At 71.0% G+C, this 14,913-nt stretch carries 12 protein-coding genes; 2 read left to right on the forward strand and 10 right to left on the reverse strand.

The window, feature by feature from the left end; genetic code table 11:
• Positions 1-247 precede the first annotated feature (247 nt).
• Complete coding sequence (locus FHX80_RS11365) at positions 248-2,131, forward strand: ABC transporter ATP-binding protein (RefSeq protein ID WP_145764087.1); 1,884 nt, start codon at positions 248-250, stop codon at positions 2,129-2,131.
• Between the two features lie 195 nt (positions 2,132-2,326).
• Here the strand turns inward: FHX80_RS11365 and FHX80_RS11370 are convergent, their stop codons facing one another.
• Entirely contained in the window at positions 2,327-3,382 is a 1,056-nt protein-coding gene (locus tag FHX80_RS11370) for a C40 family peptidase (RefSeq protein WP_145764088.1), read from the reverse strand.
• Between the two features lie 380 nt (positions 3,383-3,762).
• Between FHX80_RS11370 and FHX80_RS11375 the strand changes: the two genes are divergently transcribed.
• Entirely contained in the window at positions 3,763-4,401 is a 639-nt protein-coding gene (locus tag FHX80_RS11375; protein WP_145764089.1) for a class I SAM-dependent DNA methyltransferase, read from the forward strand.
• 71 nt (positions 4,402-4,472) lie between these two features.
• On the opposite strand, the gene FHX80_RS11380 is transcribed toward FHX80_RS11375, so the two are convergent.
• The 9 genes from FHX80_RS11380 to FHX80_RS11415 all read right to left on the reverse strand — a co-directional run bounded on the left by FHX80_RS11380 (position 4,473) and on the right by FHX80_RS11415 (position 14,861).
• Positions 4,473-5,318 carry an LLM class F420-dependent oxidoreductase gene (locus FHX80_RS11380; RefSeq protein ID WP_145764090.1) on the reverse strand — a complete coding sequence of 282 codons (846 nt, stop codon included), beginning with the start codon at positions 5,316-5,318 and terminating at the stop codon, positions 4,473-4,475.
• 169 nt (positions 5,319-5,487) lie between these two features.
• On the reverse strand, positions 5,488-6,300 hold the full coding sequence (locus tag FHX80_RS11385) for a hypothetical protein (protein ID WP_167523406.1): 813 nt from the start codon (positions 6,298-6,300) through the stop codon (positions 5,488-5,490).
• Between the two features lie 168 nt (positions 6,301-6,468).
• A complete protein-coding gene (locus tag FHX80_RS36365; protein WP_280118747.1) occupies positions 6,469-6,594 on the reverse strand; it encodes a hypothetical protein in 126 nt (41 codons plus the stop codon).
• 245 nt (positions 6,595-6,839) lie between these two features.
• Complete coding sequence (locus tag FHX80_RS11390; RefSeq protein WP_145764091.1) at positions 6,840-8,135, reverse strand: eCIS core domain-containing protein; 1,296 nt, start codon at positions 8,133-8,135, stop codon at positions 6,840-6,842.
• A gap of 201 nt (positions 8,136-8,336) precedes the next feature.
• Positions 8,337-9,800 carry an aldehyde dehydrogenase family protein gene (locus FHX80_RS11395; protein ID WP_145764092.1) on the reverse strand — a complete coding sequence of 488 codons (1,464 nt, stop codon included), beginning with the start codon at positions 9,798-9,800 and terminating at the stop codon, positions 8,337-8,339.
• Positions 9,797-11,536: an N-acyl-D-amino-acid deacylase family protein gene (locus FHX80_RS11400; protein WP_145764093.1), complete on the reverse strand. Its 1,740-nt coding sequence runs from the start codon at positions 11,534-11,536 to the stop codon at positions 9,797-9,799. The genes FHX80_RS11395 and FHX80_RS11400 overlap by 4 nt, the downstream gene beginning before the upstream one ends.
• Positions 11,537-11,878: 342 nt before the next feature.
• Complete coding sequence (locus FHX80_RS11405; RefSeq protein WP_145764094.1) at positions 11,879-13,000, reverse strand: LLM class flavin-dependent oxidoreductase; 1,122 nt, start codon at positions 12,998-13,000, stop codon at positions 11,879-11,881.
• A gap of 120 nt (positions 13,001-13,120) precedes the next feature.
• Positions 13,121-13,906 carry an SDR family NAD(P)-dependent oxidoreductase gene (locus FHX80_RS11410; RefSeq protein ID WP_145764095.1) on the reverse strand — a complete coding sequence of 262 codons (786 nt, stop codon included), beginning with the start codon at positions 13,904-13,906 and terminating at the stop codon, positions 13,121-13,123.
• A 10-nt stretch (positions 13,907-13,916) separates the two neighbouring features.
• Positions 13,917-14,861, reverse strand: coding sequence for an LLM class F420-dependent oxidoreductase (locus FHX80_RS11415; protein ID WP_145764096.1), 945 nt, complete (start codon positions 14,859-14,861; stop codon positions 13,917-13,919).
• Positions 14,862-14,913 lie beyond the last annotated feature (52 nt).

Here is a 14,913-nt window from a genome sequence, read left to right on the forward strand (position 1 = left end):
GGACCGCGACTGGGGTGACGGCGACCGAGGCTACGGCCGAGACCGTGGCGGCTGGTACGGAGACCGAGGATACGGACGCGGAGACCGTTTCGGCGGTCGCGGCGGCCGGTGGTGCGGCTACTGACCGTAGGTCCCCCCAAACCCCCATTCGAGGCGGACTCGCGCCGAGCGCGCGAGTCCGTCTTGCGGTGGGCCCGCCGTCCATGGCATCGGATCCATGGCCCGAGCAGCTCTGTGACGTGACGCCATGAGCCTTCGCAGCTCAGCCCGGCGCCCAGCGCCCCCCGAGGAGCCGACTCAGCACTCGGCGACGGACATCCCGATCCGTACCGACCCCATCAGCATCGCGCTGGCGTTCCGGCGCTTCTGGCCACTGACCAGGGGCGACCGGCGCTGGATCGTGTTGATCTGCGTGTTCGCCATCATCGCGGCGATCGCCGAGACCATCACGATCCTGCTCTTCGCCGAACTCACCGACACCGCTCTGCGGAACGGCTCCGTCAGCGCCTTCTGGAAGCCCGCCGGCCAGTGGCTCGCCGTGGCGGTCATCGGTGCGGTGGTGGGGTACCTGGGCAGCTCGCTCGCGGCGTGGACCGCCGAGCGCTTCGTGCTCCGGCTACGGGCGCGGGTCTTCTCGCACCTCCAGACGCTGCCGCCGCACTTCTTCCAGCGCAACCGCCGCGGTGACCTGGTGGAGCGGCTGACCGGTGACGTGGACGCCATCGAACAGCTGGTGGTGACCGGCATCGTGGCAGTGGTGTCGGCCGTGTTCAGCGCCCTCTTCTACGCCGCCGCGGCTCTGTGGCTGCGGTGGGAACTGGCCCTCGCCACCTTCCTCCTGATTCCGCTCTTCTACGCCGCGACCCGCAGCTTCACCGGACGCCTGCGCGAGGTGTCCCGCCGCGGACGTGCGGCGGACGGCGCCATCACGGCGGTGGTCGAGGAGACCCTGGTCAACGTCGTCCTGACCCAGGCGTACAACCGGCAGCGCGACGAGGAGGAACGGCTCCTCGACAAGGCGCGCAAGCGGCTGAAGGCGGCGGTCACGGCCGTGCGGCTCACCGCGCTCTACGCACAAGTCGTCGAGGTCCTCGAAACGTTCTGCATCCTGACGATCATCGGCCTCGGGGCATGGGAGATCTCCGCGGGGCGGATGAGCCTCGGCCAGCTCCTCGCCTTCGCCGCCTTCATCGGTTACCTCTACCCGCCGGTCCGCTCGCTCGGCCAGTTCGGCCTCACGGCGACCGCGGCCACCGCCGGAGCCGAGCGCCTGCTGGAGATCCTCGACTCCTCGCCCGCCGTCACCGACCAGGCCGGTTCCGCGGCCACCCCGGCCCGGGGCCGCGCGTTCGGCGCGGTGGAGGCACGCCAGGTCCGCTTCCACTACCCCAACAACACCGAGCCGGTTCTCCACGAGCTGTCGTTCACGGCGAACCCCGGGGAACTGCTGGTCATCACCGGCCCCAGCGGCGCGGGCAAGTCGACCCTGGCCGCCCTGCTGCTGAGGTTCTACGACCCCGACGCCGGCAGCATCCGGCTGGACGGGGTGTCCGTGGATCAGCTGCCGCTGGCCTATCTCCGCCAGAACATCACGCTGCTGCCCCAGGACACCCTCGTCCTGCACGACACCATCGAGGTGAACATCGGCTGCGGGCGGGACGGTGCCACCCACCAGGACGTCGTGGAGGCCGCGCGGGCCGCCGACGCCGATGCCTTCATCCGGGCCCTCCCGGACGGTTACGACACCATCGTCTCCCCCGGCACCTCCCGGCTCTCCGGAGGACAGCTGCAACGTGTCGCGATCGCCCGCGCCATGTTGCGCGACGCGCCCGTCCTGCTGCTCGACGAGCCCACCACCGGACTCGACACCCTGGCCGCGGAGCGCATCCTCACCCCGCTGCGACGCCTCGCCGAAGGACGTACCACCATCGTGATCACGCACGATCTGTCGCTGGCCGCCGACGCCGACCGCATCCTGGTCCTGGACGGGGGACGGCTGGTGCAGTCGGGTACGCACACCCAACTCCTCGGCCGCAGCGGCCTGTACGCCACCCTGTTCGACGCCCACCCCCGGCCGCACAACGGCACCGCGTACACCGCCGCCCGACCACCCGGGATGCACTGGCAGTAACGGCGGCGGAGACCCGGCCATCCGCCAGGGCCTCACCGCACCCACGTAGCCGCCGTCCGCGGTGGGCCCCGACTCGAACGTGCCGCGAAGGCTGTCGGCTCGTTCGCACAGGCCCACCAGTCCGTGATGCGCGCCGGGCGGCGAAAGCGCCGGCCGGGGCGCGGAGGTAACGGAAGTTCGCCCGTCAGGTCGTCATCAGATGCGCACGCCGGCCAGGAAGGAACCGATGGTGCTCATCGACTCGTAGCGGACGTTGGCACCCGTGTACGGGGCGTGGAGCACGGTGTTGTTGCCCGCGTAGAGCCCCACGTGCGTGTTGTTGTTGAAGAAGACCAGGTCGCCCGGCTTCAGCTGGCTCTGCCCGACGCGGGTGCCCTGGTTGATCTGGGTGTACGTGGTGCGGGTGATCTGGACACCGGCCTGGGCGTAGGCCCACTGGGTCAGACCCGAGCAGTCGAACGAGTTGGGGCCGGTGGCCTGCCACTGGTACGGCTTGCCGATGCGCGTTTCGGCGGCCCGCAGGGCGGCGGCGCCGAGGGCGGACGCCGGAACCTCGTTGCCGAGCTCGACCCGGTCACCGGTGGTGCGGCTGGCGCGCACCTTCTCACCGGCGGCGCGACTGGCGGCCGCGGCGTCGTCACGCATCTGCTGGCGCTCGGCGGCGGTGAGGGTGTTGAGCACCCGCTGCGCCTCGGCGAGCCTGGCCTGCTGCTGCTTCTTCTTCTCACCGAGCGTCTTGCGGATGTCCGCGAGGTCACTCAGCTTGTCCTGGGCCTCCTTGCGCTCCTGCGCGAGGGTCCGCTGCTTCGCCTGGATCTTGGCCAGCGAATCGGACTGCCTGGCCGTCAACTGGTCCAGCGCGGAAGCCTGGTCGAGGAAGGTGTCCGGGTCCGAGGCGAGGAACAGCTGCACCGAGGGGTCGATGCCGCCGGAGCGGTACTGCGCGGCAGCGATCGAACCGAGGCCGGCGCGGAGCGCGTTGAGCTCCTGCTGACCACGCGCCGCCTTGTCCTGCAGCGCCCCTACCTGCTTCTCGAGCTTGTCCTGCTTCTCCTTGGCCCCGTTGTAGTACTCGGTGGCCACCTCGGCCTCGTGGTTGAGCTTGTCGACCTTCGCCTTGACCTCGCTCTTGGTCGGCTTGGGGTCGGCGTTGGCGGCCTGAGAGGACAGGACCACGGCGGCAGCGGCGGTCACGGTGAGCACAGTCACTCGGGCGCGGCTCGGGTTCTTGGGACGACGGTGGGACGCCACGAAGGCGAGCTCCTTCTTCCTCGAGCCGCCTACCGGGCTAAGGGGGAACGTATCCCCGGCTCCGTACACGTCACGGACTCGGCGGTTCCTTCGCTGCCACCCCGGATGGGTGATCAACCGTGCGAAGGTTCGAAGGCCAACCTTAGTGACCATCTTGTAATCATTTCAATCTCAGCAGGGTTAATCCCTCCACACCAAGCACTTCTTTACCTCACATCGCACGTCGCGTGACGGCGACTTGACGGCCAGTGGCATAACGTCCGGCAAGTCGCGACAAATCTCACCAGGCGCACGAAAGCCGCTTCGGAAACAAGAGGGGCACAACGGGCGCCACCTCTGCCACCGTCCCCCAATTTCCCTTTGGCCTAAGGTCATTGCCCATGACCGGACTTCCCTCGTACCTCAAGGCGACATCGGACGCCTACGACGCCATGGCCGTCGTCTACGCGGACTTCGTCCGTGACAGCCTCGATGCCCTCCCGCTGGACCGCGCGGTGCTGGCCGCCTTCGCCGAGCTCGCGCGGGCGAACGATGCCGGGCCGGTCGCCGAGCTGGGATGCGGCCCCGGATACCTCACGGCGCACCTGCGGAGCCTGGGACTGGACGCCTTCGGCATCGACCTGTCACCGGTGATGATCGCTCTCGCCCGAGAGGCGTACCCGGAGCTGCGGTTCGAGGTCGGCTCGATGGACGCGCTGGACCTGGCCGACGGCGAACTGGGCGGCATTGTGTCCTGGTACTCGGCCATCCACACCCCGCCGCAGGAACTGCCGCCCTACTTCACCGAGTTCCGTCGGCTCCTGCCCCCGGGCGGCGTCCTCCTGTTCGCTTTCTTCGAGGCCGGGGGCGGGCCGGTGACGGCCTTCGACCACAAGGTCACGACGGCCTACCGGTGGCCGATCGACGACCTCGCCGGACTGGCCCGGGACGCCGGGTTCGAGGAAGTCGGCCGGATGCTGCGCGAGCCCCTCGACGGGGAGCGGTTCCGCCGCGGGCACCTGCTGATGCGGGCACGGTAAGGGACGCCCGAAGGCCCCTGGAGCAACGGCTCCGCGAACAGCTCCCGCCGGTTTCCGCCTCGGCGGTGGTCCTAGAGGTACTCCGCGTAAGCGTCCAGTGTCCGTAGTACCTCCGCCTCGCCCGCCGGAGGCAGTTGGAGCACGACCTCCTCGATTCCCAGGTCCGCGTAGTGCGCCAGCTTGCCCGTGCCCGGCAGGACCGCGTACGGGACCACCTGGAGGTCCTTCGGGTCGCGGCCCGCCGACTCCCAGGCGGTACGGAGCTTCGGCACGGACTCCGCCAGGCCGCGGCCGCCGATCGGGAGCCAGCCGTCCGCGTACTCCACGACGTGCGCGAACAGCTTCGGGCCCGCCGCTCCGCCGATCAGGGTGCGCGGGCCGACCACCGGGCCGCGGGGCTGCTGGAACGGCTTCGGGTAGGCGTGACTGGCCTGGACCGAGCCGAACTCGCCTTCGTAAGCGGTCGGTTCGTCGGACCAGAGGGCGCGCATCAGCGCCATGCGGTCACGGACGAGGTCGCGGCGGGTGCGCCAGTCCACGCCGTGGTCGGCGGCCTCCTCGACGTTCCAGCCGAAGCCGAGACCCAGCGTGAAGCGGCCGGCGGAGAGGTGGTCGAGGGTGGCGATCTGCTTGGCCAGGTCGATCGGGTCGTGCTGGGCGATCAGGGTGATGCCGGTGCCGAGCGCCAGGCGTTCGGTGACCGCGGCGGCCTGCGCGAGGGCCACGAAGGGATCCAGGGTGCGGCCGTACTCGGGCGGCAGCTCGCCGCCCGCCGGGTACGGGGTCTGCCTGCTCACCGGGATATGGGTGTGCTCCGGGAGGTAGAGCCCGGCGAATCCCCGCTGCTCCAGCTGGCGCGCGAGGCGCACCGGTGTGATCGTCTCGTCGGTGAGGAAGATCGTTGTGGCGATCCGCATACGAGGACACCTCCGTCGTTGTCTGGTGACCGCCCCAACGTATGCCGTCCGGTGCGCAATTCCGAGCCTCCGACGCCTGTCCCGCTCCGGGTGCGATTGCTCGTGGGCGCGGCGCCCCTCGCGCCCCGTCCCGGCCCGCCGGGACGGGGCGCGTGCGGGGCGAGAGGCCCTACGGCAGCCGTGCGGCGTGCAGCGTGGGCTTCGCCAGGCTCATGACCGCCCCCGGTGACGCGACCTGCATGGTGTTCGCGGTGCCCTGGTAGAACCAGCGCCAACTGCCGGAAGCGGACGCGTCGACGGTGACGCCGACCTTGCCCGCGCTGTTCGTCCTCACGGTCTTCACCGTCGCGTACGAGGCGGCTCCGGCCTTCTTGAACTGGAGCTTGAGACTCTGACCGCCGTAGCCGCGGTACTTCAGCGCCTCCCAGTCGGCCCGTGCCAGCGCGCCGGTCACCTTGACCTGTCTGCTGTCACTGAAGGGGTTGGGGCGGGTGGCGGTCGCCGTCAGCGTCGCGGCGCGCTTGAACTTGAACGGGGCGGCCCGGTCGAAGATCCAGTAATCCCCGTCGTTCGCCTGGACGTTGCCCCACGCGGCCCACTCACCGGCGGTGAGGTTGGCGTCGGTGTCGCTGTACCAGGGGAACGCGTGCGGGTCGAAGCGCATCGTCGCCGTGCACTCCGAGGTGGTGTGGCTCAGCTTCCTGCAACTGGTCCCGATCAAGTCGACCGGGCCGCTCGCGTTGGAACCGGTACCGCTCACGTCGATGTGCCGCAGCTTCTTGACGCCCGAGTTGTCCTTGATCGTCAGCTTGACCGGGAAGGTCACCGTCTTGCTGATGCCGACGATGACGCTCTTGCCGTTGTTGGTCACGCCCTTGGTGATACGGATGTCGCCCCGGCCCTCGGCCTGCGCCGACGACGACCCCAGCACGGTCATGACCACCGCGGTGGCCACCGTGCCCCACAGCACATGTCTTCGCATGTCCCCTCCTTCTCGCCATCCGCACCAGGTGCGGTCGCGGATGCGTCGGCACAGCGTAGAGGCCGTGTCCGGCACGTCGGCACGGATTCCTGCCGGCCGTGTGCGGGAGCGGTGAGCGCAGGCCGTCTGGTCCCGCCACGTCGGCGCTGCCATCATGCGAGATGTGACTCAACTCGACGGGGCCGTGGCCGCGTTGGTGAGTGCGGCGGGTGTGTACGGGGTGCTGGCCGTCCTGTGGGTGGCGCGGAGCCGGTCCGACCGGGCGGCTGCCGCCTCGCTCGGCCGCGTGGACATCGATCCGTACCATGCCGTCGCCACGGCGGGTCAACCGTACGACGCCGACGAGCACGCGGCGGCGGTGCTGCTGCTCGCCGGGCGCCTGCGGATAGGCGCCGACGGGCAGTTGAGCGTGGCGGACGACGGCGGCACCGGGGCCGGTGCCGGTGCCGTTGTCGACCACCCCGTCGCCGCGGCCCTCCAGGACGGCCTGCCAGGACCTGATCCGCTCGAGGGGCCCCGGGTGAGGTGCTTCGTTCGGATCAGGCCGTGCTCTCGCGCACCCTGCTCCACGCCGCCTTCGGTGTGTATGGGGAGGCCGCCGTCCTGGGCTTTGCCTTCACCGAGGCGGACCGCAGGTCCGTGCTGTCCCAACTGGCCTCGGCGGTGTACCGGAGCGGTCCGCCCGCCGGGGTGAGGCCGAGGGCGGCCAGCTCCGACTGCGGATCGGTGGTGCGGCTGAACAGGCCGCCCGCCGAGACCGCCCCGTTGCGCTGGAACCCCATGGCCGTCGGGAGCTGAGCCGTGGCGTAGAAGTAGGCCTCGCCGCTGATGCTGAACGATCCCCTCGTGGTGTCGTGGACCTGGCCGGCGTTCCTGATCAGCGAGGTCATGCCGAAGGTGTCGTGCCCCCCGTCGTGGATGGAGCCGTCCGCGTCGACCTGCCACAACTCCCAGTACTGGAGCTCGCTCCCGTTGACCGTGCCGCCGGTCTGCACGTAGGCGTCCAGCCCCGGCCCGTCGATCGGGGACCAGCCCTGGCCGGTGTGCCGCTCCACGGCGAATCTCCTGGTCACCTTCTGGATGAGCACCCCCTGCTGCGGGTTGGTGATCTCCCATTCCCGCACCCGGGAGAAGTTGCCACAGACGCCTTCCTCGTTCTCGCCGCTCTGGACGGCGGCGCCGATGGCCGGTGCGGGCCCGGTGGCAGACGGAGCCCGCTGGACGGCGGCGTGGTCGTGTGCCGTGCCCCCGCTGCTGCGCTGCGCCTCGGCCCGGGTGGTGTCGCGCGGCCGCGGGGCGGCCATGACCCGGTGCGCGTTGGCCTCCGCGGCCCGCTCGAAACGGTCGGCGGGGTCCGACACCTTCAGCCCGGTCCCGTCGTCCGTTCCCGCGACCGGCCCCGAACGCTGCTGGACCACATGGGTCAGTTCGTGGGCGAGGGTGTGCTCGTCGGTCTTCGCAGCACCCAGAACGACGTGATTGCCGGACGTGTACGCGCGGGCGCCGATCTCTGCGGCGGAGCGCTGGGCGGTGGCGTCCGTGTGCAGCCGGACGTCGGAGAAGTCCGTGCCGAACCTGGCCTCCATGTCCTCGCGCACCGGCTGTTCGAGCGGGCGGCCCGTCGTGCCCAGCACATCGCGCACCGCCGACCTCTGCACGGGACGGTTCGCGAGCATCCGTGCGACGGCCGCGTTCCCCACGGTTCGCTGCAGTGCCGCTGTCCGCGCCTCGGATCCCGGTTCCGCGACCGAACCGGGAGGCCGGTCCGACTCCTGGTCCCGCGGGCGTGGACGGTGGGCTCGGGTGGTGCGCCGTTCCTGCTCGTGCTCGGGCATGGGGCCTCCAGCCATCAGTCCGTCCGGTCCCCTTGATACCGCGTCGCGCCCGGTCGGCCCATGGGCGCCGGGGACGGTCCTGGGGCACCCTCGCTGCACTCCCGGGCCGCACTCCCGGGGCGCTCGCCACTCCGGCCGGCCGGACCTGTTCGGCCGGCCGGAGTGGCGCGGGCGGACGGCCGCCCGGAAGGACCGGCCGCCTCAGCCCGGCCAGACGATCGCCTGGAGTTCGCTGTACGCGTGCAGGGCGTACGAGCCGACGTCGCGTCCGACACCGCTCCGCTTGAACCCGCCGAACGGGGCCTCCATGTTCCGGCCGATGGTGTTCACGCCGACCCCGCCCGCCCGCAGTCTGCGGGCGACGCGGAAGGCGCGGGCCACATCGCCGGACCAGACGTAGTCGATCAGTCCGTAGTCGCTGTCGTTGGCCAGCGCGATGCCCTCCTCCTCGTCGTCGAAGGGGACGACCACCACGACCGGGCCGAAGATCTCCTCCCGCACCACCCGCATGTCCGGCGTGCAGTCGGCCAGCAGGGTGGGGGCGACGTAGAAGCCGCGGCCGGTCGGGGCGGGGCGTTCGCCACCCGTGACGACCCGGGCCCCCTCCTTGCGGCCCAGTTCGACGTACGACTCGACGCGGTCGCGGTGGGCGGCGGAGATGACCGGGCCGACCACCGTGCCCTTCGCCGTCGGATCGCCGACCGTCAGCTGCCCGGCGTACACCGTGAGCTTCTCGATCAGGGCGTCGTGGACGGCCCGTTGGACCAGGACGCGGGTCGGAGCCGTACAGATCTGACCGCTGTAGAACGAGAACGTGGTGCCGATGCCCGCCACCGCCGAGTCGAGGTCGGCGTCGTCGAGCACGACGGCGGCGCCCTTCCCGCCCAGCTCCATCAACTGCCGCTTCATGGACCGGCCGCAGACCTCGGCGATGCGCCGGCCGACGGACGTGGAGCCGGTGAAGCTGACCATGTCGACATCGGGCGAGTCCACGGCGGCCTCACCCGCTTCGGCCCCCGAACCGCTGACGACGTTGACGACACCCGCCGGCACGCCCGCCTCCGCGAGCGCCTCGGCCATCCGGAAGACGGAGAGCGGGTCCTGCGGTGCGGGTTTCACGACGACCGTGTTGCCCATCGCGAGCGCGGGGGCGATCTTGCCGGCCGGGTTGGCCCAGGGGTTGTTGTACGAGGTGACGCAGGTGACGACGCCCACGGGCTGGCGGACGGCGAGCGCCCCGAAGATCCCGGCCCGGCCCATCGGCCCGGCCTCGTTGATCTGCGGCGGGACCGCCTCCTCCACCGGTTCCAGCGCGCCCTTCGCGTACCGCCGGAACCGGGCGGCGCCGACGGCCACCTGCATCCCGCGCGCGGTCGCGGTGGTGGCGCCGCTCTCCGCCTGGGCGAGGGCGGCGTTGGCCGTGAAGTCCCGTTGCATCAGGTCGGCGGCGCGGTCGAGGATCGCGGCGCGCTCCTCGGGGCGGGTGCGGGACCAGGTGGCGAAGGCCTCGCGGGCCGCGGCGGCCGCCTCGTACACCTGCGCGCGGCTCGCCTCGGGGGCGAGACCGACGACCTCCTCGGTCGCCGGGTCGATCACCTCGTAGTGACCGCTCGCGGGCTCGGTCCACTCGCCGCCGATGAAGAGGCGCTGGGGTGTCGTGGTCATACCGTGCTCACCGTCCGGGTGTCTCGTCCGGAGCGGAGGACCGTCCCGGGAACCGCGCCGGTCACCTTGTCGTCGCGCAGCGTCTCCACCCCGTTGACCCGGACCGACACGATGCCCAGGGCCTTGGAGTCGAGCCGGGGGCTGTCGCCGGGCAGGTCGTGGACGAGGGTGGCGGGGCCCGCGTCGATGCGTTCGGGGTCGAAGAGTACGAGGTCGGCGTGGAAGCCCTCCGCGATGCGGCCGCGGTCGCGCAGGCCGAAGAGGCGCGCGGGGTCGTCGGTGAGCATCTTGACGGCCGCTTCGAGCGGGACGAGCTTGCGGCCGCGCAGGCAGTCGCCGATGAAGCGGGTGGTGTACGGGGCGCCGCACATCCGGTCCAGGTGGGCGCCCGCGTCGGAGCCGCCGAGCATGACGTCCTCGTGCTCCCAGGTCCGCCGGCGCAGCGCCCAGGAGTCGGGGTCGTTGTCGGTGGGCATCGGCCACAGGACCGTACGCAGTTCGTCGGCGGCGCAGATCTCGACGAGGCAGTGGAAGGGGTCCTGCCCGCGTTCGGCGGCGATGTCGTTGACGACCCGCCCGCCGAGGCCCTCGTTGGCCGCGCTGTAGGTATCGCCGATGACGTACCGGCCGAAGTTCGCGAGGCGCCGGAAGACGCCGGCCTCCTTGCTGTTGGCCCGGCGGAGCATCTCGGTGCGGGTGTCCGCGTCGCGGAGGCGTTCGATGCGCTCGGGGACGGGCAGGGACAGGATGTCGCCCCAGCCGGGGATCAGGTTGAGGGCGCAGAACGTGCCGAGCGACATGTTCATCGGGGTCAGGATCGGCATCGTGAGCGCGACGATCCGGCCGCCCGCGCGGCGGGCGCGTTCGCTGGGGACCAGCTGGCGCGGCACGCGCTCGGGCACGGAGGCGTCGATCGTCAGGACGTTCCAGTTCAGCGGGCGTCCGGCGGCGGCCGTCATGTCGACGAACAGGTCGATCTCCTCGTCGGAGAAATGGTCGAGGCAGCCCGCGACGATCGCCTCGATCTGGGTGCCCTCGTGTTCGCCGACGGCGCGCGAGAGCGCGAGGAGTTCCTCGGGGAGCGCGTGCCGGGAGGCGACCGGCTGTCCGTCGCCGTCGGCATGGGTGGAGGACTGGGTGGTGGACAGGCCCCACGCCCCGGCGTCCATCGCGTCGTGGAACAGGGCCAGCATGGCGTCCAGTTGGGCGGGGGTGGGCTGTCCGCCGACGGCGTCGGGGCCCATCACGTGCCGGCGCAGGGCGCAGTGCCCGACCATGAACCCGGCGTTGACGGCTATCCGCCCGTCGAGCGCGTCGAGGTACTCGCGGAAGGTGGACCAGCTCCAGTCGACGCCCTCCTCCAGGGCCTTGAGCGCCATGCCCTCGACCCGCGACATCATCCGCCGGGTGTAGTCGGCGTCCTCGGGCCGGTCCGGGTGGAGCGGGGCGAGGGTGAATCCGCAGTTGCCCCCGGCGACGGTGGTGACGCCGTGGTTCATCGACGGGGTGGCGTACGGGTCCCAGAAGAGCTGGGCGTCGTAGTGGGTGTGCGGGTCGACGAAGCCGGGTGCGAGGACGAGTCCGGTGGCGTCCTCGGTGGTCGCGGCGGGCTCGGCGGCCGTACCGGGTTCCGCGATGACGGCGATACGGCCGTCGCGGATCCCGATGTCCGCGAGGTAGGGGGGCCCGCCGGTGCCGTCCACGACGGTCACTCCGCGGATGAGGTGGTCGAGCATGACGGGGTCCCCTTCTCGGTGGCGGTCGGCGCGCCTTCTCGGTGGCGGCTGCTGCGCCTTCTCGGTGGCGGCTGGTGTGCCGTCTCGGCGGTAGCTGCTGCGCCTTCTCGGCGGTAGCTGCTGCGCCGTCTCGGCGGTAGCTGCTGCGCCTTCTCGGTGGCGGTTGGTGCGCCGGGGTGCGTACGGCCGTGAGTACGCACCCCGGCTCGCGGAGCGGCGGTCCGGGAAGACGCCGCTCGTGTGGGGGTGTGGGTCGAGCCCCTCCGGAGTTCGAGGAGCGGGGTACGGGGGCGGGGCCCCCGCGACTACGCGGCGTCGTCACGGGGGCTGGACCCCCCGCGACTACGCCGCGTCGCGGAACCGCGTGGTCCGGTGGACCGGGTCCGTGTCGATCTTCGGGATCACGTGCTCACCGATCAGCTTGATCGAGTTCATCGTGTCCTCGGGACTGATCCCGATCGGCAGCCCGAAGCTCAGCTGGTCCGCCCCCGCCCGCTCCCACCGCCGGCACTGGGCCAGCACCTCGTCCGGATCGCCGCAGATCATCAGCTCCTCGGCGATGAGGAGTTCGATGATCTCCTCGGAGTACTCCGGCAGCAGCTCCGGCCACTCCGGAACGCCGTCCGGCCGCGGGAACGTGTCGTGGTAGCGGAACAGCAGCGACTGGAGGTAGTTCAGCCCGCCGCCCACCGCGATCTCGACGGCCTTCGCGTGGGTCTCGGCGCAGATCGCCGTCGAGGTGACCATCACGTTGTCGTTGACGAAGTCGCCGACCGGCTCCGCGTCCTTGACGGCCGTCTTGTAGGACTCGACGACCCACTCCATGTCGGACACCTTCTGCACGCTGAAGCCCAGCACGCCGAGCCCCTTCTTGCCCGCCATGGCGTACGAGGGCGGCGAGCCGGCCGCGTACCACATCGCCGGGTGCGACTTCCCGTACGGCTTGGGCAGGATCTTGCGCGGCGGCAGTGACCAGTGCTTGCCCTGGAAGCCGACGTACTCGTCCTGGAGCCACATCTTGGGGAACTCGGCGATGGTCTCTTCCCAGAGCTCCTTGGTGTGGTTCATGTCGGTGATGCCCGGCATGAACCCGAGGATCTCGTGGCTGCCCGCACCGCGGCCGGAGCCGAATTCGAAGCGCCCCTCCGACAGGTGGTCGAGCATGGCGACCTTCTCGGCCACCTTCACCGGGTGGTTGACCGGGGCGAGCGGGTTGAAGATGCCGGACCCGAGGTGGATGCGGTCCGTGGCGTGCGCGAGGTAGCCCAGGTACACGTCGTTGGCCGAGAGATGCGAGTACTCCTCCAGGAAGTGGTGCTCGGAGGCCCAGGCGTACTTGAAGCCGGACTTGTCCGCCTGGATGACGTACTCGGTCTCCTCGATCAGCGCCTTGTGCTCTGCCCCGGGGTCCGCCTTGGCCCGCGCAGCGGGCACATACCCCTGTACAAAGAGCCCGAATTCCAAGGGGGTTCACCGTCCTCAATCGTTTCTGACACTCCGTCAGATTTTGATGGGTCCGACTGTTCCACCGACGCCCGGACCCGTCAATAGCTGACGCCCCGTCAGGTGTGCTGGGTGGTGCGGTCAGAAGAGGCTGACGCCCGCCAGCCACCCGCCGTCTATGACGAACGGCTGCCCGGTGATGTACGAGGAGTCGTCCGAGGTCAGGAACAGTGCGAGCGCCGCGACCTCCTCGGGCCGGCCGATCCGCCCGAGCGGGACGAGCTTGCGGTAGAGCTGGTCCACCGCGGCCTTCGACTCCTCGGGGTCCGCGTCGGGGTCCAGCGCCGCGGGATTGGTCATCGCGGTGTCCACCGCGCCGGGGCAGACGGCGTTGACCCGGATGCCCTTCGCCGCCAGCTCCACCGCCGCCACCTTGGTCAGGCCCAGCACCGCGTGCTTGGTCGCGGCGTACGCACCCACGAACGCCATGCCGGTGAGCCCGGTGTACGAGGCCGTGTTGACGATGGTCCCGCCCCCCGCGGCCTCGATCTCCGGCGCGACGGTCTTGATCCCCAGGAAGGCCCCCACCTGGTTGACCTGCACCACCTGCTGGAACTCCTCCAGCGGCGTGGTCACCAGCTCGTTGAAGCGCAGGATTCCCGCGTTGTTGACCAGCCCGTCGATCTGCCCGAAGGCGCCCTTCGCGGCGGCGACCGCGGCCTGCCAGTCCGCCTCCCGGCTCACGTCCAGGTGCACGAACAGCGCGGTCTCCTCGCCCAGTTCCTTCGCGAGCGCCTCGCCCTGCTCGTCGAGCACATCGGCGATCACCACCCGCGCGCCCTCGGCCGCGAAGAGCCGCGCCTCCTGCTCGCCCTGCCCGCGTGCCGCGCCGCTGATCAGCACGGTCCGCCCGTCCAGCTTGCCCATGGCCTGACTCCTACCTGTCGAGGTGAGGTGCGACATCGGCGGCGAACGCCGCCATCTGATCAGTCAGTTCGGTCCTGCCTCGGCTGCGGAACCGCACCTGGATCTGGTGCACGCCCATCGCCGCGTACTCCCGCAGCGACTCGGCGAGCGCCTCCGGCTTCCCGCTGAGGGTGCGCCGCCCCACGGCCCAGTCCGGCTCGCCCACGTACAGCGGCTCGGTGATGGCCCCGACGACGATCGGCTCCTCCACTCCCGCCGCCTCCCGCAGGGCGTGCAGCCGGGCGATCTGCGCGGGCAGCCTGCCCCGCGGATCACCCTGCGGCAGCCAGCCGTCCCCCCGCACGGCCGCCCTGCGCACCGCGGCGGGCGAGGAGCCGCCCACCCAGACCGGCACCCGTTCCTGGGCGGGCCGGGGCAGCTGGCCGAGCCCGCCGAAGGAGAACCGCTCCCCGGCGAACTCCGGGTACTCCTCCGGCCCGAGTGCGGCCTTCAGGGCGTCGACGGTCTCGTCGAGCACGGCGCCCCGCCCGTCGAAGTCCGCCCCGAGCGCGTCGAACTCCTCCCGCACATGCCCGGCCCCGACCCCGAGGATCAGCCGGCCGCCACTGAGGTGGTCGAGGGTCGCGTACTGCTTGGCGGTGGCCAGCGGATGCCGCAGCCCGACGACGGCGACATGGCTCATCAGCAGCACCCGCTCGGTGACCCCCGCGAGGAAGGCGAGCGTGGCCACCGGGTCGTACCAGACGGTACTCATCGCCTCCGCGAGCCGCCGGGGGATGGCGACATGGTCACAGCTCGCCAGATAGCTGAACCCGGCGCGGTCTGCGGTGCGGGCGATCTCGGCGAGGTCCGCAGGGGTGGCCCCGGCCTCCCATGACTCCGCGTACATGGCACTCTGCGACTGGATCGGGAGCTGCATCCCGTACGACAGCGGTCCGGCGGGCAGTATCGGCACCGAACGGCCTCCTTCCCCAAATCTGACGCTACGTCATATGACGCGTGCGCGG

This window comes from Streptomyces brevispora (assembly GCF_007829885.1).
GTDB lineage: Bacteria > Actinomycetota > Actinomycetes > Streptomycetales > Streptomycetaceae > Streptomyces > Streptomyces brevispora.

Bases quoted from the DNA above. Each gene is read 5' to 3' on its own strand.
- FHX80_RS11365 (WP_145764087.1), top strand. From the start codon at position 248: ATGAGCCTTCGCAGCTCAGCCCGGCGCCCAGCGCCCCCCGAGGAGCCG.
- FHX80_RS11375 (WP_145764089.1), top strand. From the start codon at position 3,763: ATGACCGGACTTCCCTCGTACCTCAAGGCGACATCGGACGCCTACGAC.
- FHX80_RS11380 (WP_145764090.1), bottom strand. From the start codon at position 5,318: ATGCGGATCGCCACAACGATCTTCCTCACCGACGAGACGATCACACCG.
- FHX80_RS11385 (WP_167523406.1), bottom strand. From the start codon at position 6,300: ATGCGAAGACATGTGCTGTGGGGCACGGTGGCCACCGCGGTGGTCATG.
- FHX80_RS36365 (WP_280118747.1), bottom strand. From the start codon at position 6,594: ATGTCCACGCGGCCGAGCGAGGCGGCAGCCGCCCGGTCGGACCGGCTC.
- FHX80_RS11390 (WP_145764091.1), bottom strand. From the start codon at position 8,135: ATGCCCGAGCACGAGCAGGAACGGCGCACCACCCGAGCCCACCGTCCA.
- FHX80_RS11395 (WP_145764092.1), bottom strand. From the start codon at position 9,800: ATGACCACGACACCCCAGCGCCTCTTCATCGGCGGCGAGTGGACCGAG.
- FHX80_RS11400 (WP_145764093.1), bottom strand. From the start codon at position 11,536: ATGCTCGACCACCTCATCCGCGGAGTGACCGTCGTGGACGGCACCGGC.
- FHX80_RS11410 (WP_145764095.1), bottom strand. From the start codon at position 13,906: ATGGGCAAGCTGGACGGGCGGACCGTGCTGATCAGCGGCGCGGCACGC.